The sequence below is a fragment of the Kribbella sp. NPDC003505 genome, from assembly GCF_040610875.1.
In the GTDB taxonomy this organism is placed as follows: Bacteria; Actinomycetota; Actinomycetes; order Propionibacteriales; family Kribbellaceae; genus Kribbella.
Map to the genome: position 1 here is coordinate 15,703 of NZ_JBEXNA010000017.1, position 24,264 is coordinate 39,966.

The 24,264-nt window shown below is 70.1% G+C and carries 29 protein-coding genes; 15 read left to right on the forward strand and 14 right to left on the reverse strand.

Annotated features, from left to right (window positions below; all coding sequences use genetic code 11):
* The first annotated feature begins 31 nt into the window (after nucleotides 1–31).
* Together ABZX12_RS39175 and ABZX12_RS39180 are read left to right on the forward strand one after the other, a co-directional pair.
* Nucleotides 32–355, forward strand: coding sequence for a YciI family protein (locus ABZX12_RS39175; RefSeq protein ID WP_355700537.1), 324 nt, complete (start codon nucleotides 32–34; stop codon nucleotides 353–355).
* On the forward strand, nucleotides 352–1,578 hold the full coding sequence (locus ABZX12_RS39180; protein WP_355700538.1) for a DUF6596 domain-containing protein: 1,227 nt from the start codon (nucleotides 352–354) through the stop codon (nucleotides 1,576–1,578). Before ABZX12_RS39175 ends, ABZX12_RS39180 begins: the two co-directional genes overlap by 4 nt.
* Here the strand turns inward: ABZX12_RS39180 and ABZX12_RS39185 are convergent.
* Complete coding sequence (locus tag ABZX12_RS39185; protein WP_355700672.1) at nucleotides 1,563–1,946, reverse strand: DUF3626 domain-containing protein; 384 nt, start codon at nucleotides 1,944–1,946, stop codon at nucleotides 1,563–1,565. The genes ABZX12_RS39180 and ABZX12_RS39185 overlap by 16 nt on opposite strands.
* A 218-nt stretch (nucleotides 1,947–2,164) precedes the next feature.
* On the opposite strand from ABZX12_RS39185, the gene ABZX12_RS39190 reads away from it, so the two are divergent.
* A complete protein-coding gene (locus ABZX12_RS39190; RefSeq protein ID WP_355700539.1) occupies nucleotides 2,165–2,641 on the forward strand; it encodes an NUDIX domain-containing protein in 477 nt (158 codons plus the stop codon).
* Here the strand turns inward: ABZX12_RS39190 and ABZX12_RS39195 are convergent.
* Entirely contained in the window at nucleotides 2,612–3,364 is a 753-nt protein-coding gene (locus ABZX12_RS39195; RefSeq protein WP_355700540.1) for a methyltransferase domain-containing protein, read from the reverse strand. The two genes, ABZX12_RS39190 and ABZX12_RS39195, sit on opposite strands and share 30 nt — an antisense overlap.
* A gap of 30 nt (nucleotides 3,365–3,394) precedes the next feature.
* Nucleotides 3,395–4,180: an aminoglycoside phosphotransferase family protein gene (locus ABZX12_RS39200; RefSeq protein ID WP_355700541.1), complete on the reverse strand. Its 786-nt coding sequence runs from the start codon at nucleotides 4,178–4,180 to the stop codon at nucleotides 3,395–3,397.
* A 584-nt stretch (nucleotides 4,181–4,764) separates the two neighbouring features.
* Between ABZX12_RS39200 and ABZX12_RS39205 the strand changes: the two genes are divergently transcribed.
* Entirely contained in the window at nucleotides 4,765–5,598 is an 834-nt protein-coding gene (locus ABZX12_RS39205) for an aldo/keto reductase (RefSeq protein WP_355700542.1), read from the forward strand.
* 17 nt (nucleotides 5,599–5,615) lie between these two features.
* Here the strand turns inward: ABZX12_RS39205 and ABZX12_RS39210 are convergent, their stop codons facing one another.
* Entirely contained in the window at nucleotides 5,616–6,122 is a 507-nt protein-coding gene (locus ABZX12_RS39210; protein ID WP_355700543.1) for a cysteine dioxygenase family protein, read from the reverse strand.
* A 75-nt stretch (nucleotides 6,123–6,197) separates the two neighbouring features.
* On the opposite strand from ABZX12_RS39210, the gene ABZX12_RS39215 reads away from it, so the two are divergent.
* Nucleotides 6,198–7,061 (forward strand): LysR family transcriptional regulator, encoded by an 864-nt coding sequence (locus ABZX12_RS39215; RefSeq protein WP_355700544.1) that lies wholly within the window; start codon nucleotides 6,198–6,200, stop codon nucleotides 7,059–7,061.
* Nucleotides 7,062–7,100: 39 nt separating this feature from the next.
* Nucleotides 7,101–7,772 (forward strand): HAD family hydrolase, encoded by a 672-nt coding sequence (locus ABZX12_RS39220; RefSeq protein WP_355700545.1) that lies wholly within the window; start codon nucleotides 7,101–7,103, stop codon nucleotides 7,770–7,772.
* Here the strand turns inward: ABZX12_RS39220 and ABZX12_RS39225 are convergent.
* The 3 genes from ABZX12_RS39225 to ABZX12_RS39235 all read right to left on the reverse strand — a co-directional run bounded on the left by ABZX12_RS39225 (nucleotide 7,762) and on the right by ABZX12_RS39235 (nucleotide 9,619).
* Nucleotides 7,762–8,310, reverse strand: a complete 549-nt coding sequence (locus ABZX12_RS39225) for an isochorismatase family protein (protein WP_355700546.1) — start codon at nucleotides 8,308–8,310, stop codon at nucleotides 7,762–7,764. The genes ABZX12_RS39220 and ABZX12_RS39225 overlap by 11 nt on opposite strands.
* Before the next feature lie 62 nt (nucleotides 8,311–8,372).
* Nucleotides 8,373–8,669, reverse strand: coding sequence for a DUF1905 domain-containing protein (locus tag ABZX12_RS39230; RefSeq protein ID WP_355700547.1), 297 nt, complete (start codon nucleotides 8,667–8,669; stop codon nucleotides 8,373–8,375).
* Nucleotides 8,666–9,619: a WYL domain-containing protein gene (locus tag ABZX12_RS39235; protein WP_355700548.1), complete on the reverse strand. Its 954-nt coding sequence runs from the start codon at nucleotides 9,617–9,619 to the stop codon at nucleotides 8,666–8,668. Before ABZX12_RS39235 ends, ABZX12_RS39230 begins: the two co-directional genes overlap by 4 nt.
* A gap of 92 nt (nucleotides 9,620–9,711) precedes the next feature.
* On the opposite strand from ABZX12_RS39235, the gene ABZX12_RS39240 reads away from it, so the two are divergent.
* Entirely contained in the window at nucleotides 9,712–10,671 is a 960-nt protein-coding gene (locus ABZX12_RS39240) for a YafY family protein (protein WP_355700549.1), read from the forward strand.
* Between the two features lie 45 nt (nucleotides 10,672–10,716).
* Nucleotides 10,717–11,646: a toxin-antitoxin system, toxin component gene (locus ABZX12_RS39245; protein WP_355700550.1), complete on the forward strand. Its 930-nt coding sequence runs from the start codon at nucleotides 10,717–10,719 to the stop codon at nucleotides 11,644–11,646.
* 32 nt (nucleotides 11,647–11,678) lie between these two features.
* On the opposite strand, the gene ABZX12_RS39250 is transcribed toward ABZX12_RS39245, so the two are convergent.
* Nucleotides 11,679–12,104: a nucleoside deaminase gene (locus ABZX12_RS39250; protein WP_355700551.1), complete on the reverse strand. Its 426-nt coding sequence runs from the start codon at nucleotides 12,102–12,104 to the stop codon at nucleotides 11,679–11,681.
* The gene (locus ABZX12_RS39255) at nucleotides 12,101–12,949 is read right to left on the reverse strand and encodes an LLM class flavin-dependent oxidoreductase (protein ID WP_355700552.1); all 849 of its coding nucleotides are present in this window, start codon (nucleotides 12,947–12,949) and stop codon (nucleotides 12,101–12,103) included. Before ABZX12_RS39255 ends, ABZX12_RS39250 begins: the two co-directional genes overlap by 4 nt.
* Before the next feature lie 93 nt (nucleotides 12,950–13,042).
* On the opposite strand from ABZX12_RS39255, the gene ABZX12_RS39260 reads away from it, so the two are divergent.
* From ABZX12_RS39260 to ABZX12_RS39270, 3 genes are read left to right on the forward strand one after another with little or no spacing between them, the layout of a single operon-like run.
* Entirely contained in the window at nucleotides 13,043–13,504 is a 462-nt protein-coding gene (locus tag ABZX12_RS39260; protein WP_355700553.1) for an Lrp/AsnC family transcriptional regulator, read from the forward strand.
* Nucleotides 13,505–13,522: 18 nt separating this feature from the next.
* Complete coding sequence (locus ABZX12_RS39265) at nucleotides 13,523–14,362, forward strand: hypothetical protein (RefSeq protein ID WP_355700554.1); 840 nt, start codon at nucleotides 13,523–13,525, stop codon at nucleotides 14,360–14,362.
* On the forward strand, nucleotides 14,359–15,153 hold the full coding sequence (locus tag ABZX12_RS39270; RefSeq protein WP_355700555.1) for a sugar nucleotide-binding protein: 795 nt from the start codon (nucleotides 14,359–14,361) through the stop codon (nucleotides 15,151–15,153). The genes ABZX12_RS39265 and ABZX12_RS39270 overlap by 4 nt, the downstream gene beginning before the upstream one ends.
* Here the strand turns inward: ABZX12_RS39270 and ABZX12_RS39275 are convergent.
* Together ABZX12_RS39275 and ABZX12_RS39280 are read right to left on the reverse strand one after the other, a co-directional pair.
* Entirely contained in the window at nucleotides 15,143–15,550 is a 408-nt protein-coding gene (locus ABZX12_RS39275) for an OsmC family protein (protein WP_355700556.1), read from the reverse strand. The two genes, ABZX12_RS39270 and ABZX12_RS39275, sit on opposite strands and share 11 nt — an antisense overlap.
* A gap of 61 nt (nucleotides 15,551–15,611) precedes the next feature.
* Entirely contained in the window at nucleotides 15,612–16,262 is a 651-nt protein-coding gene (locus ABZX12_RS39280) for an SDR family oxidoreductase (RefSeq protein WP_355700557.1), read from the reverse strand.
* A gap of 17 nt (nucleotides 16,263–16,279) precedes the next feature.
* Between ABZX12_RS39280 and ABZX12_RS39285 the strand changes: the two genes are divergently transcribed.
* Complete coding sequence (locus tag ABZX12_RS39285) at nucleotides 16,280–17,059, forward strand: alpha/beta fold hydrolase (RefSeq protein WP_355700558.1); 780 nt, start codon at nucleotides 16,280–16,282, stop codon at nucleotides 17,057–17,059.
* Here the strand turns inward: ABZX12_RS39285 and ABZX12_RS39290 are convergent.
* Nucleotides 17,027–18,919, reverse strand: coding sequence for a propionyl-CoA synthetase (locus tag ABZX12_RS39290; RefSeq protein ID WP_355700559.1), 1,893 nt, complete (start codon nucleotides 18,917–18,919; stop codon nucleotides 17,027–17,029). The two genes, ABZX12_RS39285 and ABZX12_RS39290, sit on opposite strands and share 33 nt — an antisense overlap.
* A gap of 50 nt (nucleotides 18,920–18,969) precedes the next feature.
* Here ABZX12_RS39290 and ABZX12_RS39295 point away from each other — a divergent pair, with 50 nt between their 5' ends.
* On the forward strand, nucleotides 18,970–19,890 hold the full coding sequence (locus tag ABZX12_RS39295; protein WP_355700560.1) for a threonine/serine dehydratase: 921 nt from the start codon (nucleotides 18,970–18,972) through the stop codon (nucleotides 19,888–19,890).
* Here ABZX12_RS39295 and ABZX12_RS39300 read toward each other — a convergent pair.
* Nucleotides 19,883–20,491, reverse strand: coding sequence for a rhomboid family intramembrane serine protease (locus ABZX12_RS39300; protein ID WP_355700561.1), 609 nt, complete (start codon nucleotides 20,489–20,491; stop codon nucleotides 19,883–19,885). The genes ABZX12_RS39295 and ABZX12_RS39300 overlap by 8 nt on opposite strands.
* Before the next feature lie 110 nt (nucleotides 20,492–20,601).
* On the opposite strand from ABZX12_RS39300, the gene ABZX12_RS39305 reads away from it, so the two are divergent.
* On the forward strand, nucleotides 20,602–21,801 hold the full coding sequence (locus tag ABZX12_RS39305) for a Cmx/CmrA family chloramphenicol efflux MFS transporter (protein ID WP_355700562.1): 1,200 nt from the start codon (nucleotides 20,602–20,604) through the stop codon (nucleotides 21,799–21,801).
* On the opposite strand, the gene ABZX12_RS39310 is transcribed toward ABZX12_RS39305, so the two are convergent.
* The gene (locus ABZX12_RS39310; protein WP_355700563.1) at nucleotides 21,743–23,158 is read right to left on the reverse strand and encodes an APC family permease; all 1,416 of its coding nucleotides are present in this window, start codon (nucleotides 23,156–23,158) and stop codon (nucleotides 21,743–21,745) included. The two genes, ABZX12_RS39305 and ABZX12_RS39310, sit on opposite strands and share 59 nt — an antisense overlap.
* 102 nt (nucleotides 23,159–23,260) lie before the next feature.
* Here ABZX12_RS39310 and ABZX12_RS39315 point away from each other — a divergent pair, with 102 nt between their 5' ends.
* Nucleotides 23,261–24,214 (forward strand): DUF389 domain-containing protein, encoded by a 954-nt coding sequence (locus ABZX12_RS39315; RefSeq protein WP_355700564.1) that lies wholly within the window; start codon nucleotides 23,261–23,263, stop codon nucleotides 24,212–24,214.
* Nucleotides 24,215–24,264 lie beyond the last annotated feature (50 nt).

The window sequence follows — 24,264 nt, forward strand, 5'->3', positions numbered from 1 at the left end:
AGCAGCTCGGCAGACTGAACTGGAGATCGTGATGCGGTACTTGGTTTCTGTGATCGACGACAAGAACAACCCCGGCAGCACCGACCGGCAGCCCGCGATCAGCGTGTTCAACGACCGGCTGATCGCCGAGGGCTACTGGGTGTTCGCGGGCGGACTCGCCGACACCACCGCGGCCACGGTCATCGACAACCGGGGCGAGCAGCCGGTGTTCACCGACGGGCCGTTCGTGGAGTCGAAGGAGTACCTGGCCGGCGTCTGGGTCTGGGAGGCCCCGGATCTCGACGTGGCCCTCAAGCTCGCCGCCGAGGCGTCGAAGGTCTGCGACCGGAAGATCGAGGTGCGGCCATTCCAGTGACCGACGTCGAAGCGGCGATCACCCGCGCGCACCACCAGGAATGGGCGCGGGTGGTTGCCTCGCTGACCAAGCGGTTCGGGGACCTCGACATCGCCGAGGAAGCCGCGGCCGAGGCGTTCGCGACCGCCGTCGAGCGGTGGCCCGCGGACGGCGTACCGCCCAACCCGGGCGCCTGGCTGACCACGACCGCCAACCGCAAGGCGATCGACCGGATCCGGCGCGAGAGCAAACGTGACGACAAGCAGAAGGAGGCTCAGATGTCGTACGACGACCAGCCCGAGCCTCTCGGTGCGATCGACGACGAGCGGCTCCGGCTGATCTTCACCTGCTGCCACCCGGCGCTGGCGATGGAGACCCGGGTGGCGCTGACGCTACGGATGGTGGGCGGGCTGACCGTGCCCGAGATCGCCCGCGCGTTCCTGGTGCAGGAGACCGCGATGGGGCAGCGGATCACCCGTGCGAAGGCGAAGATCAAGGCGGCGCGGATCCCGTACCGGGTGCCGGCCGCGGAGGATCTCCCGGGTCGCGTGTCCGGTGTACTCGCCGTACTCTTCCTGGTCTTCAACGAGGGCTACCTGGCGACCGGCCCGGACACGGATCCCGTCCGCCACGAGCTGACCGCGGAGGCGATCCGCCTGACCCGCCTGATCCGGGCGCTGCTGCCGGACGACGGCGAGGTGGCCGGTCTGCTCGCGCTGATGCTCCTCACCGAGGCTCGCCGTACCGCCCGGGTCTCGGGCTCCGGCGAGCTGATCCCGCTCGACGAGCAGGACCGCGGCGCCTGGGACACGGCACTCGTTGCCGAGGGCCACCACCTGGTGCGGGAACGCATCGCCACCGGACTGCCGCCGGGCCGCTACCAGATCCTCGCGGCGGTGAACGCCGTGCACACCTCTGCCCGCGACGCCCGCGACACCGACTGGTCGCAGATCGTCGCACTGTACGACCAGCTCGTCCGGATCGATCACTCGCCGATCGTCGCGCTGAACCGCGCGATCGCGGTCGCCGAGCTCGACGGTCCGGAGGTCGCGCTGGCGATGGTCGACCGGCTCGGGGACAAGCTGCCCGCGTACCACCTGTACCACGCGACGCGCGCCGAGCTGCTCCGCCGGATGGGCCGCAGCAAGGAGTCTCGGGCGGCCTACGACGAGGCGATCGCGCTCGCCGCCAACACCGCCGAAGTCGCCTACCTGATCCGGCGCCGCGATCAGCTCGCCGGCTGACGCCCGAACCGAGCCAGACAATGCCAGACGTACTTGACCGACTGCGCGGGATGGACACCCGACCGCGCCGCCGCGCCGAGCAGGTCAGGCGTCAGCACGGCGCCGAGTGAGCGGGCGAGCTCGACGATCTCCGGTCCGCGGTACGCCGGGTCGAAGGCGCTCGGCGCACCGCGAAAGCCCGGGTGGTACTCGATCGGGCAGCCGAGCCCGCGGGCGGCTTCCTCGACGGGTGTAGTACTGAACGACGGGTCCAGGACGACGGCGTCGACGTCGCTCGCGAGCACGACCGGTCCATGGATCTGGGCCTCCACGTAGTCGTTCAGGTCGTCGCTGCCGGCCTCGTCGGCGAGCCGGCCCAGGCGCGGCAGGGTGTGGCGGTCGCCGAAGTCGGCCGGGTTGCGGGCGGAGTCCGGGAAGCAGAACGTCGCGAGTACTCACGACGGACTTCGATCTGCGCGCTCGGCATGGGGCAGGCATCCTTCCAGAAGGGTCGACTCCCCAGACCTCACCACGAAGCACCGACTCCGGCGAGCGATTTTGTCGGTCTTGTCGGTTTTGTCGGCGCCGTCGGCCACACTCGCACCCCATGAGCACAAAGGTGCCGCGCGGGGCCGCGGTTGTCGTCCAGGCGGGCAAGGTGCTGGTGGTGAAGCGCTATCTGCGGTTCGAGACGTCGGCCGAGTGCGTGATGTGTGAGTACGCCGGAGCGCCGGGCCCTCAGTGCGATGGACATCGGTACGCCGTGCTGCCCGGCGGACACGTGGAGCCGGGCGAGTCGGCCGCGGTCGCTGCGCTGCGCGAGCTCGAGGAGGAGACAACACTGACCGGCACGATCGACCGGTTGTTGTGGACCGGCTCGCACAACGGGCGGCCCGCGTATTACTTCCTGATGACCGATGTGAGCGGCGTGCCGGAACTGTCGGGTGCCGAAGCCGCCGAGCATTGCGCGACGAACCACTTCACCTTGCGATGGGTCGACGCGACAGACCTGGACGACATCTATCCCGCCGAGCTGTATCAGCTGTTGACGCGGCTACTTCAGACGAGCGACGACGCGGGTTAGGCCGAGGAGGTCGCCCTGGTCGGCCTGCAGCATCTGCTCGTCCGGTTCGTAGCCGCGGCCGACTTTGGCGCACGTCTGCAACCAGTGCAACCAGTCCGCCCAGCCGTTGGGCACGAAGTCGGCGGTGTCGACAGTGACGAGGTTGGTGCGCTCCCAGAGGCTTCGCCACCAGTCGGGCGGCAGCCAGGTGCACAGGTCCGGTCCCCAGCGGTTCGCGAGGTACGGCGGTGGCGTGAAGTCCGGGGCGGTGCGGATACCGGGACTGATGAAGCCGATGGCTCCGCCCGGGCGGACGAACTCGGACAGGTACGCGAGGTAGTCCACGCCGGTGCCGAAGTAGTGGTACGACCCGATGCTCACGACCGCATCGAAGAAGCCCCGCGCGAACGGCAGCTGCCGAGCGTCCGACTGGATCGGGTGCACGTGTCCGGCGAGTCCCGCGTCGTCAACGCGTCGCAAGTTCTCGGTCGGGTCGACCCAGAGGTCCGCGGCCCACACGTCCACGTCGTACTCGCGGGCCAGGAAGATCGACGACAGCGCCGTACCGCAGCCGAGGTCGAGCACTCGCATCCCCGGACGCAGCGGCATCACCTGCAGCAGGCTCTCGCTGCACCACAGCGCGTGCGGACCCATCAGGTGGTCGACGACCCACTGCTGGTCGTAGGTGTTCGAGCGGGGATAACGGTCAAGGGTGAGCGCTTCGCGCAGAAGTTGGCCGGTCATGCCGTGACGATGACAGCGCGCCGCGTCGGCTCACAACGGGATTTCGGCGATCATCCGATGCCCCTGCGCCTCGAAAGCTTCGTCTCCGACCTGATGCGCCCAGACTGCCGTGCTGACCGCCTCACGCAGTCGCGCACGCTGCCAGGCCGCCGGTTCGCGCGGATCTGATCCGTAGCCGGTCAGGAATGCCGGTTCGAGGGACGGGTCGGAGCGGAACTGCTGCGCGGCCAGCCGGGCGAAGTCGGTGTACGCCGGGCGCAGGTCCGCGCGGCCGAAGTCGATGACGCGAACGGTGCCGTCGTCGACGAGCCAGTTGCGCGGCTGCCAGTCGCCGTGGGTCGGCACCAGAGTCGCCGGCGGGGTGGGCCAGGCCTGGATCGTGGAGCGGATGCGTTCGGCGAGGTCCGGTGCGATGCGGTGCGGCTTGCCGAGATCGAGCAGCGTGCGCTCGTTCTCGCGGGCCTCGTAGGCGTCGTCCGGTACGGCGTACTGCTCGTGAAAGTCGGCGAGCAACTCACCTGCCTGGCGATACACCTCGGGTGCCCATTCGTGCGGCGTGCCTTCGACGAGTTTCCCCGGCAGGAACCGGGTCACGAGGAGCTTGGCGGACTCGTCCGCGTGCACCAGCTCGGCCGCTCTCCCCCGGCTGGTCCACGGCCGCAACCAGTTGCGGTGGGCACGGAGTTCACGGGCGAGGTGGTGGTCGGCGTCGTCGCCGGCTTTCGCGATATAGCGCTTCCCGCCGTCCTCCAACTCCAGGACGAGCGTGCCGATGACTCCCCAGCTGTGGTCGCGCACAACCGTGGCGGAAGGCATCCAACTGTCGAGCAGTCGCCGCTGTCGCCCACTGAGCCCCACGCACCGAGCCTAATGCGTCGCCAGAACCCACCTGCCCCAGCCCACCCAACTGATGGGCTGACCGCCGACCGTGCGGTTCGCCCCCTTATGCGGGCCGCCAGACAACCGTCCAGTGGGTCAACCCCCGCCGTCCAGCGAAGCAAACCCGCCTCTCACCACGTCGCGGCGGCTGGAGGTGGCCCGGGTGGGCCGAGACAGGAAACGCCGGGTGGAGACGCTGGTCGGTAGGCGGGGAACTGCTATTGCAGGTCTCTGGACACCGTTGCCGGTCTCGGGGGTTTCCGTCGCGGCGGTGGGGTGGATGCTCGCTGGTCAACTCGCGGTCGGCGCCTAGTCGTGCCGGGCGGCGCTCAGGACGTGCGCTTCAAGGATCGGCGGGCCGTGGAACTAGCGCAGAAAAATGCCCGGAAAAGGTGGACGAATATCCCCGAAGGATTTATCCTGGCCGAATGCAGAATTCACAGGAAAATGCACCTTCACCAATTAACTTATCATCAGGAATTGCGGAAAGCAAGTCCGGCGAATTCTGGTCGTTCGGGGACGTGGCGGTCCGGCGGATCGGGTTCGGCGCCAAGCGGCTGGCGGGAGCCGGCGGCGCCGACGTGCAGGACCGTGCGGTCGCGCTGCTGCAGCGGGTCGTCGAGCTCGGGGTGAACCACATCGACACCGCGGCGTTCTATCCGAGTCAGGGACGGGCCGGCGGGACGCGGTTCGAGAGTCTGGGCTGGGCGAACGAGGTGATCCGCCGCGCGCTCGCGCCGTACCCGGAGGACCTGCTGATCGCCACCAAGGTCGGGCCGACGAAGCACGGGCTGGCGCGGCCGGACGAGTTGCGGGAGCTCGTGGAGGAGGATCTGCGGGCCCTCGGCGTGGCTTCGCTGGATCTGGTCTACCTGCGGCAGATGGGGCTGGATTCGATCGCGGAGCATTTCGGGGCCCTGGCCGAGCTGCAGGCGAAAGGCATGATCCGGCATCTCGGCGTGTCGAACGTACGGGTCGCGCATTTGCACCAGGCGCGGGAGATCGCACCGGTGGTCGCGGTGCAGAACAGGTACAGCGTCGGGTTCGGGCGGGTGAACGACGAGATCCTCAAGCTGTGCGGTGAGCTCGGGATCGCGTTCGTGCCGTTCTTCGCGGTCACCGCGGAGTCCCGGGAGGGCGGCGGGGTCGCCGGGTCCGACGCGGTGCAGGAGATCGCGGACCGTCACGGGGCGACCGTCGCGCAGGTGCGCCTGGCGTGGACGCTGAGCCGCGGCGACCACGTGCTCGCGATCCCGGGGACGTCCAGCCCGCGTCACCTGGAGGAGAACCTGCAAGTCGCGGACCTCGCCCTCTCCCCCGAGGATCTCGCGGCCCTCGACTCGGTCGTCGACTGACACCGCCGGCTCGGGCGTCAGTCGTAGTACCGGCGGACGCTCGAGCCGATCCGGGTCACGTCGGTGCCGTAGATGTGCAGGGAGATCGCGGTCTCGGCGAACGTGTTGTGCACCCGGTGGATGTCGCCCGGCGGCGCGAACGCGCTCACCTCGCCGACGTGGTTGTCGCTCGCGCCGATCAGCCGCAGGTCCGCGTCGAACAGTTCCTCGTGCTCGACGCCTTGGAGCACCCCGACCACGCACCAGGTGACGTGGTCGTGGATCCGGGTCAGCTGCCCGGGCCGCCACACCACGGCCAGGACGGAGAACGAGCCGTCGGGTTCGACGTGGAGTGTGTGGCCCTGGTGGCCGTCGGGTGATCCGAGGCGCTGTTCGGCGGTCAGGACGTCGGGGCCCGGAAAGTGCTGCCGGAGCGCGGCGCCGACGTCCTGGGCGGTCCGGTTCCAGTCGGAGTGCCGGCCGATGGCGTCTCGCACGCCGCTGATGAGGTCGGTGAGTTCGGAGGTGGTGGCTGTTGTCGTCATGTCTTGAGCCTGCGCCGGGTCAACCCATAACGTCTAATGCCAACCTTCGTGCTCACTGATAGATGGAATTGATACATGCTCGATGTCACGAGGCTGCGGGTGATCGACGCGGTCGCACGTCACGGCTCGGTGACCGCGGCCGCGCGCGAGCTGCACTACTCGCAGCCGTCCGTCACGCATCACCTCGCGCGTCTGGAGGCCGAGACCGGCGCGCAGCTCCTGCAACGCGTCGGTCGCGGGATCCGGCTGACCGAGGCCGGCCGGCTGCTCGCCGACCGGGCGGCGGAGATCATCGGCCGGATCGACGCCGTCGACGCGGAGCTGTCGGCGCACGTCGGCCTGAGCGCCGGCCGGATCCGGCTCGCCGGGTTCTCGTCGGCGATCGGCGCGCTCGTCCCGGCAGCTGTCGCCGGGCTGGCCGCGAAGCATCCCGGGCTGGAGGTGAACCTCGTCGACACGCATCCGCCGGAGGCCTTCGAGCTGCTCCGCACCGGGAAGGTCGACGCGGCCATCGTGTTCCGGTACGACGAGACCGCGCCCGAGCCGCGCGGCGTCCGGCTGCATCACCTGGTCGACGACCCGCTGTACGTGCTCGCGAACGGGCCGGCCACGATCGCCGAGCTGCGCGACAGCACCTGGATCGCCGGATGCGACCGGTGCCGCAGCCACCTGATCGCGCTGTGCGCCGCGGAAGGCTACGAGCCGCGGATCGGGTACACGTCGGACGACATGGTCGTGATGCAGGCGCTCGTCGCGGCCGGACTCGGGGTGACGACGATGCCGGGACTCGCGCTGCGCACCCACCGGTCCCCCGGCATCACGGCGACCGAACTGCAGGGCTCCCGCCGCCGGGTGTACGTCGCGACGTACGGCGAACCGCCCGATCCGCCGCCGGTCGCCGCGCTCGTCAGCGCTCTCCAGGAGTCGGCCGCCCGGTGACGTACGATCGCGCGGTCGTCAACGAAAGGATCGGCGCGGATGCTGAAGACCGTGGTGTTCGACCTCGACGGGACCTTGGTCGAGGAGCGGGCGGCGGCTGCCGCGGCGGTGCTGGAGTGGGCCGCTGAGTACGGCGTGACGGGTCCCGACGTGGTGGCGCGATGGGCCGAGGTGTCGGAGAAGCACTACCGACGCTTCCAGCGCCGCGAACTCACCTTCCCCGAGCAGCGGCGGCGCCGGGTGCGGGAGTTCCTCGCGGTCGATGTGAGTGACACCGAAGCGGACGCGATGTTCGAGGGCTACGTCTGGCGCTACGAGGCCGGGTGGACGGTGTACGCCGACGCCGTACCGGGACTGCGCGCGGTCCGGGCCGCCGGGCTCCGCGCGGTGGTGCTGACGAACGGCAACGGGGATCACCAGCGGATGAAGCTCGACCGGTTGGGGCTGACCGACGAGATCGACGAGCTGATCTCGGGTGACACGTTGCCGGTGGGCAAACCCGACCCGCGGGCGTTCGCGCACGCGCTGGAGCGGCTCGCGGCGGCGCCCGACGACCTGGTGATGGTCGGTGACTCGCTAGAGAACGACATCCGCGGCGCACAGTCCGTCGGCATCCCGGCCGTGCTCGTCGACCGGCACGACGCGCAGCCGGGCGCCGGCGTACCGCGGGTGCGGGAGCTGACTCAGGTCCTCGACGTCGTCAGAAGGTGACCTCGTCGGTCTTCTGCACGGCGGCGGTGCGGCCCGGAGCTCGGTGCTCGCCCCAGTAGAGGTTCGTGTGGGCGATCACCTTGTCAGGGGTGGGCGCGCCGTACTCGCTGAGGTCCTCGGTGGTGTGGGCGTCGCCGACCAGCGTCACGTCGTACCCACGGACCATCGCGCCGTGGATCGTGGAGCGGATGCACTCGTCGGTCTGCGCCCCGCTGACGATCAGGCGACCGATGCCGGCGCGAGCCAGGACGTCCTCCAGGTCGGTGGCCTCGAAGCTGTCGGCATATGTCTTGTGGACGAGCGGTTCCGAACCCTCGCGGGAAAGTTCGGGGACGAGTTGCCACTCGTCGCTGTCCCTGACCAGGTTGTCGCTGGAGTGCTGGATCCAGACGACCGGGACGCCCCCGGCGCGCGCCTTTCCGACGAGAGTGCTGATGTTGGCGACGACCCGGTCGCGCTCGTGCGCCTCCGCGACGACACCGTTCTGGACGTCGACGACCAGCAAGGCCGTGTGCGGCCGGTCGGACAGCGTGGACATCTTCGGCTCCTCCCTGCGGAACGTGTACGGCGAACGCTAGCCCCGCCCGCCGACATTTCTGGTCACTTCCAGCCGCGCAACCGCAGCCGCACGGTCGGTACGTCGCCGTCGTCGAGGTCCTCGGCCCGCCGGACGGAGGCCTTCACCGGCAGGAGGTAGCGCCCGTCCTTCGGGAACATCGACGTGTCCCAGACGCTTGCGCCGATCTCGGCCTGCACCGGGATCATGCCCCAGCCGTAGGTGACGAAGTTCGACTCGGCCTCGAAGTAGGCGCTCTCCTCGTCCGGGACCGTGATGAAGTACCACGGCGCCGGCCCCCGCCAGTACCAGATCTCCCCGGCGAACTCGACGTCGTTCATCGTGCCGCCGGTTCGCTCGCGGTGTGCAGGCGGTCGGCGAGCGCGCGGCAGGCGGCCCGGAGCTCCGGCCCGCCGATGATCCGGAACGGTGCGTGGATCGCGGACAGTTGCGCGGCGTACCAGTCGGGTTCGTCGGTGCTGGCGAGCAGCCGGGTGCGGGTCTCGTCGATCGGTTCCAGGCGGCCCATGCTGCGCCGGATCCACTCCGCGGCCTGGTCGAGCGGCGCGTCGATCTCGACCTCGATCGCGTAGCGCCACCCCATCGCCAGGTGTTCCTCGACGGCGGCGAGCGGGTCGAGGCCGGCGGGCGCGACGAACTCGGCCGGCTGCGGCTCGACCTTGGTGATCTTGTCGACGCGGAGCACGCGCTGGGCCTGCTTGCCGTGCGACCAGCACAGCAGGTACCAACGGCCGCGGCGTACGACAACCGCCCACGGGTCGACGTCCATCGGCCACTCGTCCTCGTGGCGGCGGTAATGGATCGTCACCCGCCGCGAGTCCGCGCTGTGCGAGACGAGCGCGGCGGTGATCTCCGGATCGGGCGTGCGCGCACCGGGATCCGGCCCGCGGGCGCTGACCCGGCGGATCGCGTCGGTCGACCGCGCGACGGCCTCGGGCAGCACCCGGACGATCTTGCCGAGCGCGTCCTCGACCGGATCCGCCGCGCCGCGCGGCCCTTCGAGCACCGCCATCACCAGGCCGAGCGCCTCGGTCGGCGTGAACATCAGCGGCGGCAACCGCAACCCGCGACCGACCCGGTAGCCGCCGTACGGACCGCGGACCGACTCGATCGGGATGTCGGCCTCGCGCAGGATCGCGACATATCGGCGGGCCGCGCGTTCCGAGACCCCGAGCTTGTCCCCGAGTTGCTCGGCGGTGATGCCGGGACTGTTCTGGATCAGCTCGAGGACCATCAGGGTCCGCGCCGTCGGGCTCACGTCGTACGCCATCAGTCACCATTCCGGAAGAAGGCCGTCCGGATCTGAGCGTAGCCCGTTTTACGTGCTCAGCCGGTGAGCGCTTCTTCTGCGACGATCGGGGCATGCGGGCGGATCGGTTGGTGGCGGTGCTGTTGCTGATGCAGGCCCGGGGCCGGGTGACCGCGGCCGACGTGGCGGCGGAGCTGGAGATTTCGGTCGCGACGGCGCGGCGTGATCTCGAGGCGCTCTCGACGGCCGGCATCCCGGTCTATCCGCAGCCGGGACGCAACGGCGGCTGGCAGCTGATCGGCGGTGCGCGCACCGATCTCAGCGGGCTGACGGCGACCGAGGCGCAGGCCTTGTTCCTGCTGGTCGGCCCCGCGGCGTCGATCGCCCCGGACGCAAAGGCGGCGCTGCGCAAGCTCGTTCGCGCGCTGCCGGACACGTTTCGCGAGCACGCGCAGGCGGCGGCCGAGGCCGTGGTGATCGACCCGGCACGTTGGGGAGAGCACGTGAAGGAGCGGCCCGAGCTGGTACGCCGCCTGCAGGACGCCGTCGTACGCCGGGACCGCGTCCGGCTGCTCTACTCGGGGCGCGGCCGCGAGACGTCGGAGCGGGTGGTGGATCCACTCGGGCTGGTCGACAAGGACGACGTCTGGTACCTGATCGCGTGGACGGAGAAGGGACAGCGGACCTTCCGCATCGATCGGGTCACGGAGGCCGAGCCGACCGGTGCGTCCTTCGAGCGGCCGCCCGGCTTCGACCTGTCGACGGCGTGGGCGGAGATCGTCGAGCGGATGGAGGAACGACGGTCGGGACTGACGGCGACGGTTCTGATGGACGAGCGGTTCGTGTGGGTGATGCAGGACCGGCTCGGCCGCAACTGCGAGGTCGACGGGACCGACGGCGATCGCGTGCGAGTCAGGGTCAGCGCGCCGACGCCGCTGATGATCGCGCAGCACCTGGCCGGCTGGGGCGGTTCGATCGAGGTGCTGGGGCCGCCGTCGGTGCAGGCGGAGCTCGCGCGACTTGGCCGGGAATTGACGCAGCGCTATGCCGCGGTGGACCAGGTGCATGAGTAAGGTGCGATGGTTCAAAGTGTCCCGATCAAGCCTCAGGAAATATCCGTGACCACATCCCCTCCCCAGCCGCCGCAGAACCCTTACGCAGGTCAGCCGGCCGGCTACGGTCCGCCACCCCAGCAGCAGCAGTTCCCGCAGTACACCGACCCGGGCCAGCAGCCCCAGCAGCCCCAGCAGCCCGGTCAGGAACAGTACGGCGGCCAGCAGTACCAGCAGCCGTACGGCGGTGAGCAGTACGCGGGCCAGCAGTACGCGGGCCAGCAGTACCAGCAGGACGCCGGTCAGCAGTACCCGCCGCAGCAGGGTCAGTACCCGGGTCAGCAGTACCAGCAGGACCAGTCGTTCCCGCAGCAGGGCTACGCGCCGCAGGGCCAGATGACCTGTCGCTTCTGCGGCGGCTACCCGGCGGCCGACGCGACCGTCCGCGGCCACCAGGGCATGATCATCCTGATGCGGTTCCTGAAGCTGCAGGGTCCGTTCTGCAGGACCTGCGGGATCGCGTCGGTGCGCGACATGACGGCGAAGAGCCTCTGGCAGGGCTGGTGGGGCATCGGTTCGGCGATCATCAACCCGTTCACGATGCTGATGAACATCGGGCCGATGCAGAAGTTCAAGGGTCTCCCCGAGCCCACGCCAGGCCCGGGCCGTCCGATGGACCCGGGCAAGCCGCTGTTCCAGCGCCCGGTGATCGCCATGCTGATCCTGCCGGTCGCACTGATCGCCGCGATCGTGTTCGCGAACCTGAACTCGACCGAGGCCAAGGCGAAGATCGGCGCCTGCGTGGTGAACAAGGGCACGTCGGTGAACCCGGACGTCAAGGTCGTCGACTGCGCCTCGTCGGAGGCCGAGTACAAGATCGTCGACAAGATCGACGACTCGACCGACGACAGCCAGTGCGGCGAGAACGCCGAGGCGTCGTACCGCTACCAGAACGGTTCCACCAAGTACGTGCTCTGTCTGACGCCGGTCAAGTAGTCGCTGCGGGGTCCCCGCAACGGGACCCCGTGTCAGCTGTAGTAGCCGTCGACCGGCACGCGGGCCTCGTCGTACAGAGCCGGGCCTTCCAACGGGACAGCCGGGAAGCCGCCGGTCGACTTGAGGCCGTCGAGTTGTTCCCCTGACAGGGCGAACACGACCCTTCCGAGGCCGGAGCGTGCAAGAGCGCCCGAGCACATCGGGCAGGGCTGGCAGCTCGTGTACATCGTCGTGGCGGCCGCGACCGCGGGCGTCAGGTGCTGAGCCGCCCAGACTGCCAGCTTCAGCTCCGGATGGAAGCTGATGTTCCCCTCGCTGATCGTGGTGTTGTGCTCCTCGGCGAGGACCGCCCCGTCGGGTCCGACCAGCAGCGAGCCGAACGGTGGGTCGCCCGCCTCGCGCGACGCGGCGGCGAGGGCGATCGCGCGGCGCAGGAAGTTCTCGTCTTCAGGGGTCACATCGTCTCCAGTTGTCGGTGCGCGGCGATTGCCGCCAGTGCTTGCCAGGCCACCTCGGGCCGCTCGGTCTCGGCGGGGTCGCCGACGAACGGGTCGAGCACGACACTCTGCGCGCCCAGCTCCCGCAGGACGGCGAGGTCCTGCACGACCTGGTCGGTCGAGCCTTCGCCGGCGACCCGCTCGTCGTCGCGCAGCGGTTTGTCGGTGAGCCGGAGCAGGATCCGCGGCGCGAACGCCGGCACCGGCCGGTCGAGCGACGCCGCGGTCGTCCGCAGCCGGTCGAGCCCGTCCCGCAGGTCCCCGATCGTCTGCCGCAACGGATGCCAGGCGTCGCCGTACCGCACAGTTCGCCGCAGTGCCGCGGGGCTCGAGCCGCCGATCCAGATCGGTATCGTCCCGTCGCCGTAGTCGGCGGTGTCGGCCCACGCCCGGCGCACCTCGGTGAGGATCTCGTCGGTCCGGCGGCCGCGCCGCGCGTGCTCCGCGCCGAGCGCCTCGAACTCGCCGCGCGCCCAGCCCACTCCGACGCCGAGCACCAGCCGGCCGCCGCTCAACGCGTGCAGGTTCGCCGCCATCCTTGCCACCAGCAACGGGTGCCGGTACGGCGCGATCAACACGGTCGTCCCGAGCCGGACCCGGGACGTGATCCCGGCCAGCCAGCTGAGCGTGGTGAACGGCTCGTAGAACGGCGCCGGGTACTGCTCCGCGACGTCCGGCGTGATCACCACGTGGTCCGAAACCATCAGCAGGTCGTAGCCGAGACCTTCCACGACGCCGGCCCAGTCCCGCAGCCGGGCCGGGTTCGTCCCCGGGCCGAAGTTCGGCACGTTCACTCCAAGTTCCACGCCCTCAGGCTATCCAGGCGAGGGTCCGCTCCTGAAGAGATTCCTCCCGGCGTACGGCGCCATCTGCCGGGGAATCGACGGTAGATTGACCGTATGGCCGAGACTCTCGATTCGATCGACTGGACGATCCTGAACGAGCTGCAGGACGACGCCCGGCTGTCGCTCACCGAGCTCGGGCGGCGGGTCAACCTGAGCGCGTCGGCCACCACCGAGCGGGTGCGCCGGCTCGAGTCGATCGGCGTCATCACCGGCTACCGTGCGGAGGTCGACCTGACGAAGGTCGGCTACCCGGTGCTGGCCGTCGTACGGCTGAAGTACCCGGGCAACAAGCACGAGCCGCTGCGCCGGCTGCTGGCCGAGCGTCGCGAGATCCTCGAATGCCTGCGGACCACCGGCGACGACTGCTACACGCTGAAGGTCGCGGCCGCGTCGATGCCGCACCTGGAGGAGCTCGTCAACGAGCTGACCGACTTCGGCAGTACGACGACCAACCTGGTCTACTCGCAGACGCAGCGCTACCGCGGACCGCAAAAGCCGGTGACCGATCAGGGGTGAAGGTGAGAGCGTTGCCCGGTGCCGACCGTCCTGGGTATCGAGGTTTCCGCCGCGCTGCTGGATCGCTGGGCCGGCTGGCTGGCACCTGACGAGCAGCCGTTCTTCGTCACGCGCAAGCAGGCGGCAGCCTGGGAGCTGACCACCGACAAGCGGGAGCCGAGCCGGGAAGAGCGCGACACGTACCTGACCTACAACGTCGACCATCGCGCAGCGCTCACGGCCTGGTTGAGTGCTGGGCAGTTCGCGCAGCTGCCCAAGTCGACACGTGCGCAGCTCGTGCGGGCACAGTTCACCTACGGGCGCGGTTCGGTGCCCGGCGTGCGGCGCTGGGCACGGGTGATCGGGCCTGAGATCAGGCAGCAGGCTGACGGGCATCGGTTCGTCTGGTGGAAGGACCTGCTCACGGATCCGAAAGCCGTACTGCCGCTGGTCGTCAGTGAAGACTTCGGACCGAGCAGGCATGCAGAGGTTCGGCACTGGCCCGCAGCATTTCCCCGGGTTCGGGAGTTGGCGGGAACCTTCGCGGACGGGAGCGGGCCGAACTGCTTCGGGACGGTGATGGCGGCCTGCGGTGTCGAGAAGGCCGAGGCGGTGTGGATGCTGCGTGAACCGTTCGAGGAATGGCTCGCACAGCACACCGAGCGCGGCGGCAAGGACGACGTACCGGGGACTGTCTTCGTGTGGCGTGACACTGCGGGACTGGTCCAGCACGCGGCGCTGACTATCGGCGACGGGTGGATGCTGCACAAGCCGTCACAGTCGTGGATGGCGCCGCGGAAGGTGCGGACCGTGGCCGAGGTGAAGCGTGGCACCCGGACTGCCGGTTGGCGGCTCGAGCGTCATACAGTGGCCGGGTGAGGTTGCTCGTCACTGGGGCCACCGGTTTCCTGGGGCGGCAACTGCTGCGTGCCGCCGACCACGAGGTCGTGCCGGCGTACCACTCTCAGACCGTGCCAGGCGGGGTGAAGTTCGACGTACGGCGCCGGGACGAGGTGCGGGCGGTGATCCGTGAGGTCCGGCCGGACGGGATCATCCACACCGCCTACAAGCAGGACGACTGGGCGACAACGGCCGACGGGGCGGTGAACGTCGCGCTGGCCGCGGGCGGTGCGCGGCTCGTGTTCGTGTCGAGCGATGCCGTGTTCGGACCGCGGGTCACCGCCTTCGAGGAGTACGAGCTGCCGTGCCCGACGACGCCGTACGGCGCGGCCAAGGCGGCGGCCGAGACAGCGATCCAGGCGATCCTGCCCAAGGCCGTCATCGCCCGCACGTCGCTCATCATCGGCTCCGACGGCCTGTCGGAAGAAGAACTCCGGGTACGCCGGTTGGCGGCCGGCGAACCCGGCGCCTTCTACACCGCCAACATCCGCTGCCCGGTCCACGTCGCGGATCTGGCGGCGGCGCTGCTCGAACTGCTCACCTCCGACGTCGCCGGGGTCGCGCACGTCGCAGGACCGGAGGCGCTGAGCCGGCTCGAGCTCGGGCGCCGGATCGCGATCCGCGACGGCCTGGATCCGGAGGCGCTGCCGTCGGTCCCGGGAGCGCCGTCCGACATCCGGCTCGACAGCCGGCGGACCCAGGAACTGCTGCGCACACGCCTCCGGCCGGCCACCGAGTTCCTCAGGCCGGAGAGCCGGCTCAGTCGTTGACGGTCGTGGTGACCGGGGTGCCGAGCTCGACCGTCCGGCTGACCGTGCACAACCGGTCGTGGGACATCTTCACCGCGCGCGGCAGGGCCTCGCGGGCCTTGTCGCCGTCCTCACCCTCGGGGAAGTTGATCGTGAACTCGACCGCGAGGTTCTCCATCCGGTTGCCCTCCTCAGGGTCCCGGATCTTGTCACCGCGGACCACCGCGCTGAACTCGGTCGGCTCGGACCGGCGGCTCACCACGATGTCGACGTCGATCGCCGAGCAGGTCCCGATCGCGGCCAGCAGCAGCTCGACCGGCGTGAAGTCGGTGTCGGCGCCGCCCGAGCCGACCCGGATGCTCCCGCCACGGTCGTTCCGCACCTCGTAGCTGCTGTTCACCAGGCGCTCGAAGGTCACCTGCCGGAGTGTGTCTGCCATATGTAAGCCGTCCTGTCGCATTCTGTTGCTTGTGGCAACTTCAGAGGTTCTCGAGGGCCTCGCGGACAGGGGTGTCCCCGGCGACGAGCTCGAGCGTCCGGCCGATCGCGGCCGGAGTGTCACAGAGACCGGCCAGCACCAGCGCCACGTCGTCGCGGGTGATCCGGCCGTTGCCGGTCTTGTCGGCGAGATACACCGTGCCGGTGCCGGGGTCGTCGGTCAGGCCGCCCGGCCGCAGGACCGTCCAGTCCAGGTCGCGCGCCCGGAGGTCCTCCTCGGCGGCCCACTTGGCCTTCAGGTAGATCGTGAACGTCGAGTCGTCGGTGAGTGACTCGGCGCGGTCGGCGCCCATCGAGCCGACCTGGAGGTGCCGCCGGACGCCGGCCTGCTCGGCAGCGTCGGCGAACAGCGCGGCCGCGCCGCGGTCGACGGTGTCCTTGCGCGCGTTGCCGCTGCCGGGCCCGGCGCCGGCCGCGAAGATCGCGACGTCCGCGCCGGCCAGCACCTCGGCCACGGCACCTACGTCGGCCTGTTCGAGATCCAGGACGGCGGCCCGCCCGCCGGCGGCGGCGATGTCGGCCTCGTGATCCGGGTTCCGCACCACGCCGACGACCTGGTGCCCGTCGGCGCTCAGCAACCGCGTCAACCGCAGGGCGATCTGACCGTGTCCACCAGCAATCACGACTCGCATACCTGCACACTATCTCTGTGCCACACGCGGCAGCTGTTGACGGGACGAAGATCGCCTATCAGGTTCGTGGCGAGGGGCAACCACTTGTCCTGCTGGCCGGTCAGTCGAACAACCACACGTGGTGGGATCCGATCCTCGCCGATTTCGGAGCACGCGGGCTGATCACGCTGGACTGGCGCGGGACGGGTGCCAGCGACAAGCCCGACGAGCCGTACAGCACGCGCGGGTTCGCGCAGGACGTGATCGCCGTACTCGACGCACTGGGCCTGGACCACGCGGACATCTACGGGACCTCGATGGGCGGCCGTGTCGCGCAGTGGCTCGCCATCGATGCGCCGGATCGGGTCGGCAAGCTGGTCCTCGGCTGCACGTCACCAGGCGCCGAGCACGGGTACGAACGCAGCCAGGAGATCCGCAAGGCGCTCGCCGACCCGGCGCGCAGCGACCGTGTCCTGCTCGAGCTCATGTACACACCGGCGTGGCTCGCCCACAACCCCGGCCCGTACTACGTGCTCGGTGACACGAGCATGCCGCCGTACGCCAAGGGCCGGCATCTGGTGGCGAGCAACCGGCATGACGCGTGGGACGGGCTGCCGAGCATCACGGCGCCGACGCTGATCCTGCACGGCACCGACGACGTCTTCAGCCCGGTCGCGAACGCGCAACTGCTCGCCGACCGGATCCCGGGCGCGCGGGCCGAGCTGATCGCGGGCGCGCGGCACGCCTACTTCCACGAGTTCCGGTCGGTGGCGAGTCCCGCCGTTCTAGCCTTCCTGGCCGCGCAGGACCGGGCGTAGCACGTCGAGCACCGCGGCGTCCTCGATCGTCGACGGGACCGGCTCGTCGCGACCGTCCGCGATCCCGCGCATCGTCCGGCGCAGGATCTTGCCCGAGCGGGTCTTCGGCAGCGCGTCGACGACCGACACGTCCCGGAACGCGGCGACCGGCCCGATCTCCCGGCGTACGGCGGCCACGAGCTCGTCGCGCAGCACGTCCTCGGGGACCGTCGCACCGGCCTTCAGTACGACGAACGCGCGCGGCAACTGACCCTTCAGCGGGTCGTGCACGCCGATCACCGCGCACTCGGCCACCGCCGGGTTCGCCGCCACGACGGCCTCGATCGAACCGGTCGACAACCGGTGGCCGGCCACGTTGATGACGTCGTCGGTGCGGCCCATCACGAAGATGTAGCCGTCGTCGTCGATGAACCCGCCGTCGCCGGTCAGGTAGTAGCCGTCGTACTCCTTCAGATAGCTGTCGATGTAGCGCTGGTCGTCACCCCACAGCGTCGGCAGCGCGCCGGGCGGCAGCGGCAGCTTGATCGCGATCGCGCCTTCCTCGTGCGGGAGCAGCTCCTTGCCGTAGGCGTCGAGGATCTGCACGTTCCAGCCCGGCATCGGCACGGTCGCCGACCCCGGCTTGGTCGGCAGCGGCTCCAGCCCGCGCGGGTTGGCGGCGATCGGCCAGCCGGTCTCGGTCTGCCACCAGTGGTCGACCACCGGTACGCCGAGGTGCTGGTGCGCCCAGTGGTACGTCTCCGGGTCGAGCCGCTCCCCCGCCAGGAACAGTGTCCGGAACCTGTCGACCGGGTACTTCGCCAGCTCGGCGGCCTCCGGGTCGACCTTCTTGATCGCCCGGATCGCGGTCGGCGCGGTGAACAGCGCCTTCGCTCCGTGCTCGGAGATCACCCGCCAGAACGCGCCCGCGTCCGGCGTACCGATGGGCTTGCCTTCGTACAGGATCGTGGTCGCGCCGACCAGCAGCGGTGCGTACACGATGTACGAGTGCCCGACGACCCAGCCGACGTCGGAGGCGGTCCACCACACGTCGCCCGGGCCGATGTCGTACACGTTGCGCATCGTCCAGGCCAGTGCGACCGCGTGGCCGCCGTTGTCGCGGACGACACCTTTCGGCCTGCCCGTCGTACCGGAGGTGTAGAGGATGTAGAGCGGGTCTGTCGCCGCGACCTGCACCGGTCCGGCCGGCTGGGCCTTTGCGGTGAGCGTGGTCCAGTCGATGTCGCGCTCACCGAGCTCGGCCGGGGCCTGCTCGCGCTGGAACACGATCGTGTGCTCCGGCTGGTGGGAGGAGATCGTCAGCGCTTGGTCGATGATCGGCTTGTACTCGACCAGGCGGGTCGGCTCGATGCCGCACGACGCCGCGACGATCACGCGCGGGCCGGCGTCCTCGATCCGGGCCGCCAGCTCGCGTGGCGCGAAGCCGCCGAACACCACGGAGTGGATCGCACCGAGGCGAGCGCAGGCCAGCATCGCGACGACTGCTTCGGGGATCATCGGCATGTAGACGATCACGCGGTCGCCCTTGCCGACGCCCAGCGACGCGAGCGCGCCGGCGAACTCCGCCACCTCGTCCCGCAGTTGCGCGTAGGTGTACGTGCGGCCGCTCCCGGTGACGGGCGAGTCGTAGATCAGGGCGGTCCGCTGCCCGTCACCGGCCTCCACGTGCCGGTCCAGGGCGTTGTACGACGTGTTCAGCTCGCCGTCGGGGAACCAGCGGAAGATCGGGGCGTGGGTGGCGTCGATCGCCCGGGTGGGCGGCCGCGTCCAGGTGATCGCCTCCGCGGCTTCGAGCCAGAATCCGTGCGGGTCGTCCAGGCTCCGCCGGTAGCTCTCCTCGTACGCGCCCATCCCAGCCATTGCCTGGCCTCCCAACCGTCGGCTGGTTCCCATCGTGGCAGGGTTGGGGCATGACAGTAAGCCTCGACGACGTCCAGCGCGCCGCGGAACGGATCGCCGGACGGGTCCGGCGTACGCCGGTGATCCCGGTGGCGCCTGGTCTCACGTTCAAGCTCGAACTGCTCCAGCACACCGGCTCGTTCAAGCCTCGCGGTGCGTTCAACCGGCTGCTGACCGCCAAGGACAGCGGCGAGCTGACCGGCCAGGGCATCGTGGCGGCCTCCGGCGGCAACCACGGGCTGGCCGCCGCGTACGCGGCCCGCGAACTCGGCGTACCTGCCCGGATCTTCGTCCCTGAGACGACACCCGCCGCGAAGCTCGGCAAGCTGCGCACCCTCGGCGCGGACATCGTGCAGGTCGGATCCGAGTACGCCGAGGCGTACCAGGCGGCGCTCGCCGAGCGCGACGCGACCGGCGCACTGCTGGTGCACGCCTACGACCAGCCGGAGATCGTCGCCGGTCAAGGCACCGTCGGCCTCGAACTCCTCGAGCAAGCCGACGGCTTCGACACGGTCCTGGTCGCCGTCGGCGGCGGCGGGCTCATCGCCGGCATCGCCACCGCGATCGGCGCCAACGCCCAGGTCATCGGCGTCGAGCCGGCGCAAGCACCCACGATGCACCGCGCCCTGCGTGAAGGGCAGCCCACGGATGGATCGGTCGACGGCGTCGCGGCCGACTCGCTCGGAGCCCGCCGCTTAGGCGATCTCGCGTTCGAGGCAGTCCAGGGCCATCACGTGCGGTCCGTCCTGGTGGACGACGAGGCGATCATTGCCGCCCGCAAGCAGCTGTGGCACACCTACCACCTGGCAACCGAGCACGGCGGCGCAACGGCGTACGCGGCTCTGACCTCGGGCGCCTACGAACCAGCGGCCGACGAGCGGGTCGTCGTGGTGGTCTGCGGGGCCAACACGGACCCGAGCACGCTTATTTGACGCGCTGCTGCTTGTCGTCGGCCAACACCCAGGCCGCGAGCACCCCGGCGATACCGCCGAACAGGTGGCCCTGCCAGGAGATCCCGTCCTGCGGCAGCAGCCCGCCGAGCAGCGCGCTGCCCCACACCATCACGACGAGGATGCCCAGCAGCACCTGACCGAGCCGCCGGTTGAACAGCCCGCGGAGGATCAGGTACGACGCGTACCCGAAGACCAGGCCGCTGGCGCCGATCGTGATCGTGTTCGGCGGTGAGATCAGCCAGGTGCCGAAACCGCCGATCACCGTCACGATCGCGGTCACCGCGAACAGCCGGGCCGCGCCGCTGACCGCGATCAGCGCGCCGAGTGTGACCAGCGGCAGCGTGTTCGAGATCAGGTGCCCGAACCCGAGGTGCAGGAACGGCGCGGTGAGAATGCCGACCAGGCCGCGCGGCTCGCGGGAGATGATCCCGTACTGGTCCAGCGCGCCGTTCATCGCCGTGTCTACGACCTCGGACAGCCACATCAGCCCCACCAGCGCGACGAGCAGCTTCAGCCCGCTACCGATCTTGGCGGTGTCCACACTCCGCCCAGATCGCTTCGCCGGGGTCTGAAAGCTCATGCATCTACGATGCCGTACTCCCCCAAGTCTCAGCCCACGACAGGCGCGGCGACAGCGGACAGTGATATCTGTGATACTGCGAGTGGCACTCGTCGGAGTGAGGGGGAACGATGCCGATCGCTGTCTATGTCCTGGGGCTGAGCATCTTCGCGCAGGGCACGTCCGAGCTGATGCTCGCCGGACTGCTGCCCGAACTCGCGAGCGATCTGCACGTCTCGCTCCCCCGGGCCGGGCTGCTGATCTCGGCGTTCGCGCTCGGCATGCTCGTCGGCGCACCGGTCCTCGCGGTCGCGACGCTCACCTGGTCCCGCCGTACGGCGTTGCTCGCCTTCCTCGGGGTCTTCGCGCTCACCCACGTCGCCGGCGCGCTGACCTCGAGCTACGCGGTGCTGCTCGCGACCCGGATCGCCGGCGCCTTCGTGTACGCCGGGTTCTGGTCCGTCGCCGCGGTGACCGTCGTGAACCTCGTACCGGCGACCAGCCGCGCCCGCGCGATGAGCATCGTGACCGGCGGTCTGACGATCGCGACCATCGTCGGGCTCCCGCTGGGCACCGTCCTGGGTCAGCATCTGGGGTGGCAATCCGCGTTCTGGACCGTCGCCGGGCTGTGCGTCCTCGCGCTGTCCGGCGTGCTGGCCACCGTCCCGGCCGACCGGCTCGATCCCGCGAGCGCACCCCGGCTCGCCGACGAACTCCGGGTGCTCCGCAACGCACGGCTCTGGCTTGCCTTCGCCACGACAGCCCTGGTGACCGCCACGATCCTCGTCGTCTTCAGCTACCTGGCGCCGCTGCTCACTCGAACCACCGGCCTGCCGGACGGCGCGGTCCCCGCCGTCCTCGCCCTGTACGGCCTCGGCTCCTTCATCGGGATCACCATCGGCGGCCGATTCGCCGATGCGCTGCCGTTCCGCACGTTGTTCATCAGCATCACAGGGCTGATCCTGCTGTCCGCCGTACTCGCGCTGGCCGCCGGCGTCCCGGCCGCGGCGATCACGGTGACCGCGCTGCTCGGCGGCTTCGGGTTCGCCGCCAACCCGGCTCTGAACGCCCGGGTGTTCGGCCTGGCCGGTGACGCGCCGACGCTCGCGACCGCGACGAACTTCTCCGCGTTCAACGTCGGCATCACGGCCGGGCCGTGGCTCGGCGGCCTCGCGATCGACGCCGGTGCGGGCTACCCCGCACTCGGCTGGATCGCGGTCGCCACCGGAGCGCTCGCCCTGGCGACCGTGGTGGTCGCGGCGTACCTGCCGGTCAGTTCACCGGTCCCTGCGGATCGAGGTGCGACGGGTCGAAGTCGGCGTGCCGATTGAACACGTACTTGTTGAGCAGCCACGTGAGCGCCCACAGCCCGACGCCGACCAGCATCAGCCAGCCGGCGATCTTGTAGTCGGCCGACGCCCGCCCCGACAACGGGCTCGCCAGGTAGACGCACAGCACGGCGCCCAGCACCGGCAGCGCGGTCGGCGCATGGAAGTGCTTGTGCTCGACAGGATCCCGGCGCAGCACCAGCACCGCGACGTTCACGATCGCGAAGACGCACAGGAGCAGGAACGCCGTCGTCCCGCCGAGCGCCGCGAGGTCGGCGTACCCGATCAGGGCGAACGCGAGCAGCGTGGTGAACAGGATCGCGATGTACGGCGTCCGGCGGCGGCGCAGCACCCGGCCGAGCGGACCGGGCAGCACCTGCTCGTGCGACATCCCGTACAGCAGCCGGCTGGCCATCAGCATGTTGATCAGCGCCGAGTTCGCGACCGCGAACATCGTGATCCACGCGAACACCTCGAGCGGGAACCCGGGCGCACCGGCCTGGACGACCTTCAGCAGCGGCGTGGCGCCCTTGTTCAGCTCGTCCGGCGAGACCAGCGCGACCGCGGAGATCGCGACCAGCACGTAGATGACACCGGTGATGCACAGGCCGATCAGCATCATCCGCGGGAAGATCCGGACCGGGTCCTTGGTCTCCTCGGCCATGTTCACCGAGTCCTCGAACCCGACCATCGCGAAGAACGCCAGCGCGGTCGCGGCGGTCACCGCGCCGAACCCCGACTCGCCCTCGGGGACGTGGAACTCGGTCAGCCGGGAGGTGTCGCCGTCGCCGCCGATCAGCGCCCAGGCGCCGATCCCGATCACGATCAGCAGGCCGCTGAGCTCGACGCAGGTCAGGACCACGTTCGCCTTCACGCTCTCGCCGACGCCGCGCAGGTTCACCAGCGCGATCAGGGTCATGAACGCGAGCGCGGTGATCATCAGCAGCGCGCCGCGGTCGGGGTCGATGTGCGCCGCGGAGAAGAAGTTCGCCGCGAACGCCTTCGACGCGCTGGACGCCGAGGTCAGGCCCGAGCACATCACCGCGAACGTCAGCAGAAAGGTCAGGAAGTGGATGCCGAACGCCTTGTGCGTGTAGACCGCGGCACCGCCGGCCTTCGGGTACTTCGTGACCAGCTCCAGGTAGCTGGTCGCGGTCAGCAGCGCGACCACGAACGCGCACAGGAACGGCAGCCACACCGCGCCGCCGACCTCGCCGGCCACCTTGCCGGTCAGCGCGTAGACGCCGGTGCCGAGGATGTCGCCGACCACGAACAACAGCAACAGCCCGGGCCCCATCACCCGCTTCAGCTCGGGACGCTCGCCGGCCTTCGGCTCGGCGGCCTGGGTACCATCACTCATTGTGCCTCCCTGGATCCGGTGCGTCAGTGGACCATATCCGGGGGTGCATGGGCGAGGCCATGACCGGAAGGTGACCGGCGGCCTGACAGCATGTGGCCCGTGATGCACCTTCGTCTCATCGTCCCATCGGACCGCAGTGAGCGCGTCCTGGACACGCTCGTCGCCGATCCGCGGGTCACCAGCATCGTCCGGCTGGCCGGCGCCGCGCACCGGCCGGAGGGCGATGTCGTCGAGTGCGACGTGACCCGCGAGGCCACCTCGGACGTCCTGGCCTTCCTCAAGTCCGAGGGCCTGTACGACGACGGCGCGGTCGCGGTCAGCGCGGTCGACGCGGCGCCGTCGCGGAACGCACAGGCCGCCGAGAAGGCGGCACCCGGCGCACCCGACGACGCGGTCATCTGGGACGCCGTCGTCGACCAGGCCTACAACGAGGCCGGCGGGTCCTGGTCGTACTACGTGTTCCTCACGCTGGCGACGATGATCGCGTCGGTCGCCGTGATCACCGACTCCTCGATCCTCGTCGTCGGCGCCATGGTCGTCGGCCCCGAGTTCGGTGTCGTCGCCGCGCTCGCGGTCGGCCTGTTCCTGCGCAAGAGCGGTCTGACCCAGCGGTCCCTGGCACTCCTGGTCAAGGGCTTTGTGATTGCGATCGCCGTGACAGTGGTCGCCGCGCTGGTTGCCCGAGCGGTCGGCTGGGTCGACGCCGCCGACGTGACGGCGGACCGGCCGCTGACCGGCTTCATCTGGCGACCGGACCGCTGGTCGGCCGTCGTCGCCGTCCTGGCCGGGTGCGCCGGCGTCCTGTCGCAGACCGCGGGCCGGGGCAACGCCCTGGTCGGCGTCTTCATCTCGGTGACGACCGTCCCGGCCGCCGGTGACCTCGCCCTGTCGATCGCACTGTGGGCGCCGCACCAGATCGGCGGATCGGCGGCGCAACTCGGCATCAACCTGGCCGGGATGACGGCGGCCGGGGTGGTCACGCTGATGCTGCAGCGGATGATCTGGCGCAGCTACCTGCGGGTGAAGCGAAGGTCGGGCGCGCGCGTTGAGGCTTGACCGGACGTCCCCTGTCCGATCCGCGCGCGCCCGGCACCGTCAGACATACC

Coding starts and splice junctions, on each gene's coding strand:
- ABZX12_RS39175 (WP_355700537.1), top strand. CDS start 32: ATGCGGTACTTGGTTTCTGTGATCGACGACAAGAACAACCCCGGCAGC.
- ABZX12_RS39190 (WP_355700539.1), top strand. CDS start 2,165: ATGAGCACAAAGGTGCCGCGCGGGGCCGCGGTTGTCGTCCAGGCGGGC.
- ABZX12_RS39195 (WP_355700540.1), bottom strand. CDS start 3,364: ATGACCGGCCAACTTCTGCGCGAAGCGCTCACCCTTGACCGTTATCCC.
- ABZX12_RS39200 (WP_355700541.1), bottom strand. CDS start 4,180: ATGCCTTCCGCCACGGTTGTGCGCGACCACAGCTGGGGAGTCATCGGC.
- ABZX12_RS39210 (WP_355700543.1), bottom strand. CDS start 6,122: ATGACGACAACAGCCACCACCTCCGAACTCACCGACCTCATCAGCGGC.
- ABZX12_RS39215 (WP_355700544.1), top strand. CDS start 6,198: ATGCTCGATGTCACGAGGCTGCGGGTGATCGACGCGGTCGCACGTCAC.
- ABZX12_RS39220 (WP_355700545.1), top strand. CDS start 7,101: ATGCTGAAGACCGTGGTGTTCGACCTCGACGGGACCTTGGTCGAGGAG.
- ABZX12_RS39225 (WP_355700546.1), bottom strand. CDS start 8,310: ATGTCCACGCTGTCCGACCGGCCGCACACGGCCTTGCTGGTCGTCGAC.
- ABZX12_RS39230 (WP_355700547.1), bottom strand. CDS start 8,669: ATGAACGACGTCGAGTTCGCCGGGGAGATCTGGTACTGGCGGGGGCCG.
- ABZX12_RS39235 (WP_355700548.1), bottom strand. CDS start 9,619: ATGGCGTACGACGTGAGCCCGACGGCGCGGACCCTGATGGTCCTCGAG.
- ABZX12_RS39240 (WP_355700549.1), top strand. CDS start 9,712: ATGCGGGCGGATCGGTTGGTGGCGGTGCTGTTGCTGATGCAGGCCCGG.
- ABZX12_RS39260 (WP_355700553.1), top strand. CDS start 13,043: ATGGCCGAGACTCTCGATTCGATCGACTGGACGATCCTGAACGAGCTG.
- ABZX12_RS39280 (WP_355700557.1), bottom strand. CDS start 16,262: ATGCGAGTCGTGATTGCTGGTGGACACGGTCAGATCGCCCTGCGGTTG.
- ABZX12_RS39290 (WP_355700559.1), bottom strand. CDS start 18,919: ATGGCTGGGATGGGCGCGTACGAGGAGAGCTACCGGCGGAGCCTGGAC.
- ABZX12_RS39295 (WP_355700560.1), top strand. CDS start 18,970: ATGACAGTAAGCCTCGACGACGTCCAGCGCGCCGCGGAACGGATCGCC.
- ABZX12_RS39300 (WP_355700561.1), bottom strand. CDS start 20,491: ATGAGCTTTCAGACCCCGGCGAAGCGATCTGGGCGGAGTGTGGACACC.
- ABZX12_RS39305 (WP_355700562.1), top strand. CDS start 20,602: ATGCCGATCGCTGTCTATGTCCTGGGGCTGAGCATCTTCGCGCAGGGC.
- ABZX12_RS39310 (WP_355700563.1), bottom strand. CDS start 23,158: ATGAGTGATGGTACCCAGGCCGCCGAGCCGAAGGCCGGCGAGCGTCCC.
- ABZX12_RS39315 (WP_355700564.1), top strand. CDS start 23,261: ATGCACCTTCGTCTCATCGTCCCATCGGACCGCAGTGAGCGCGTCCTG.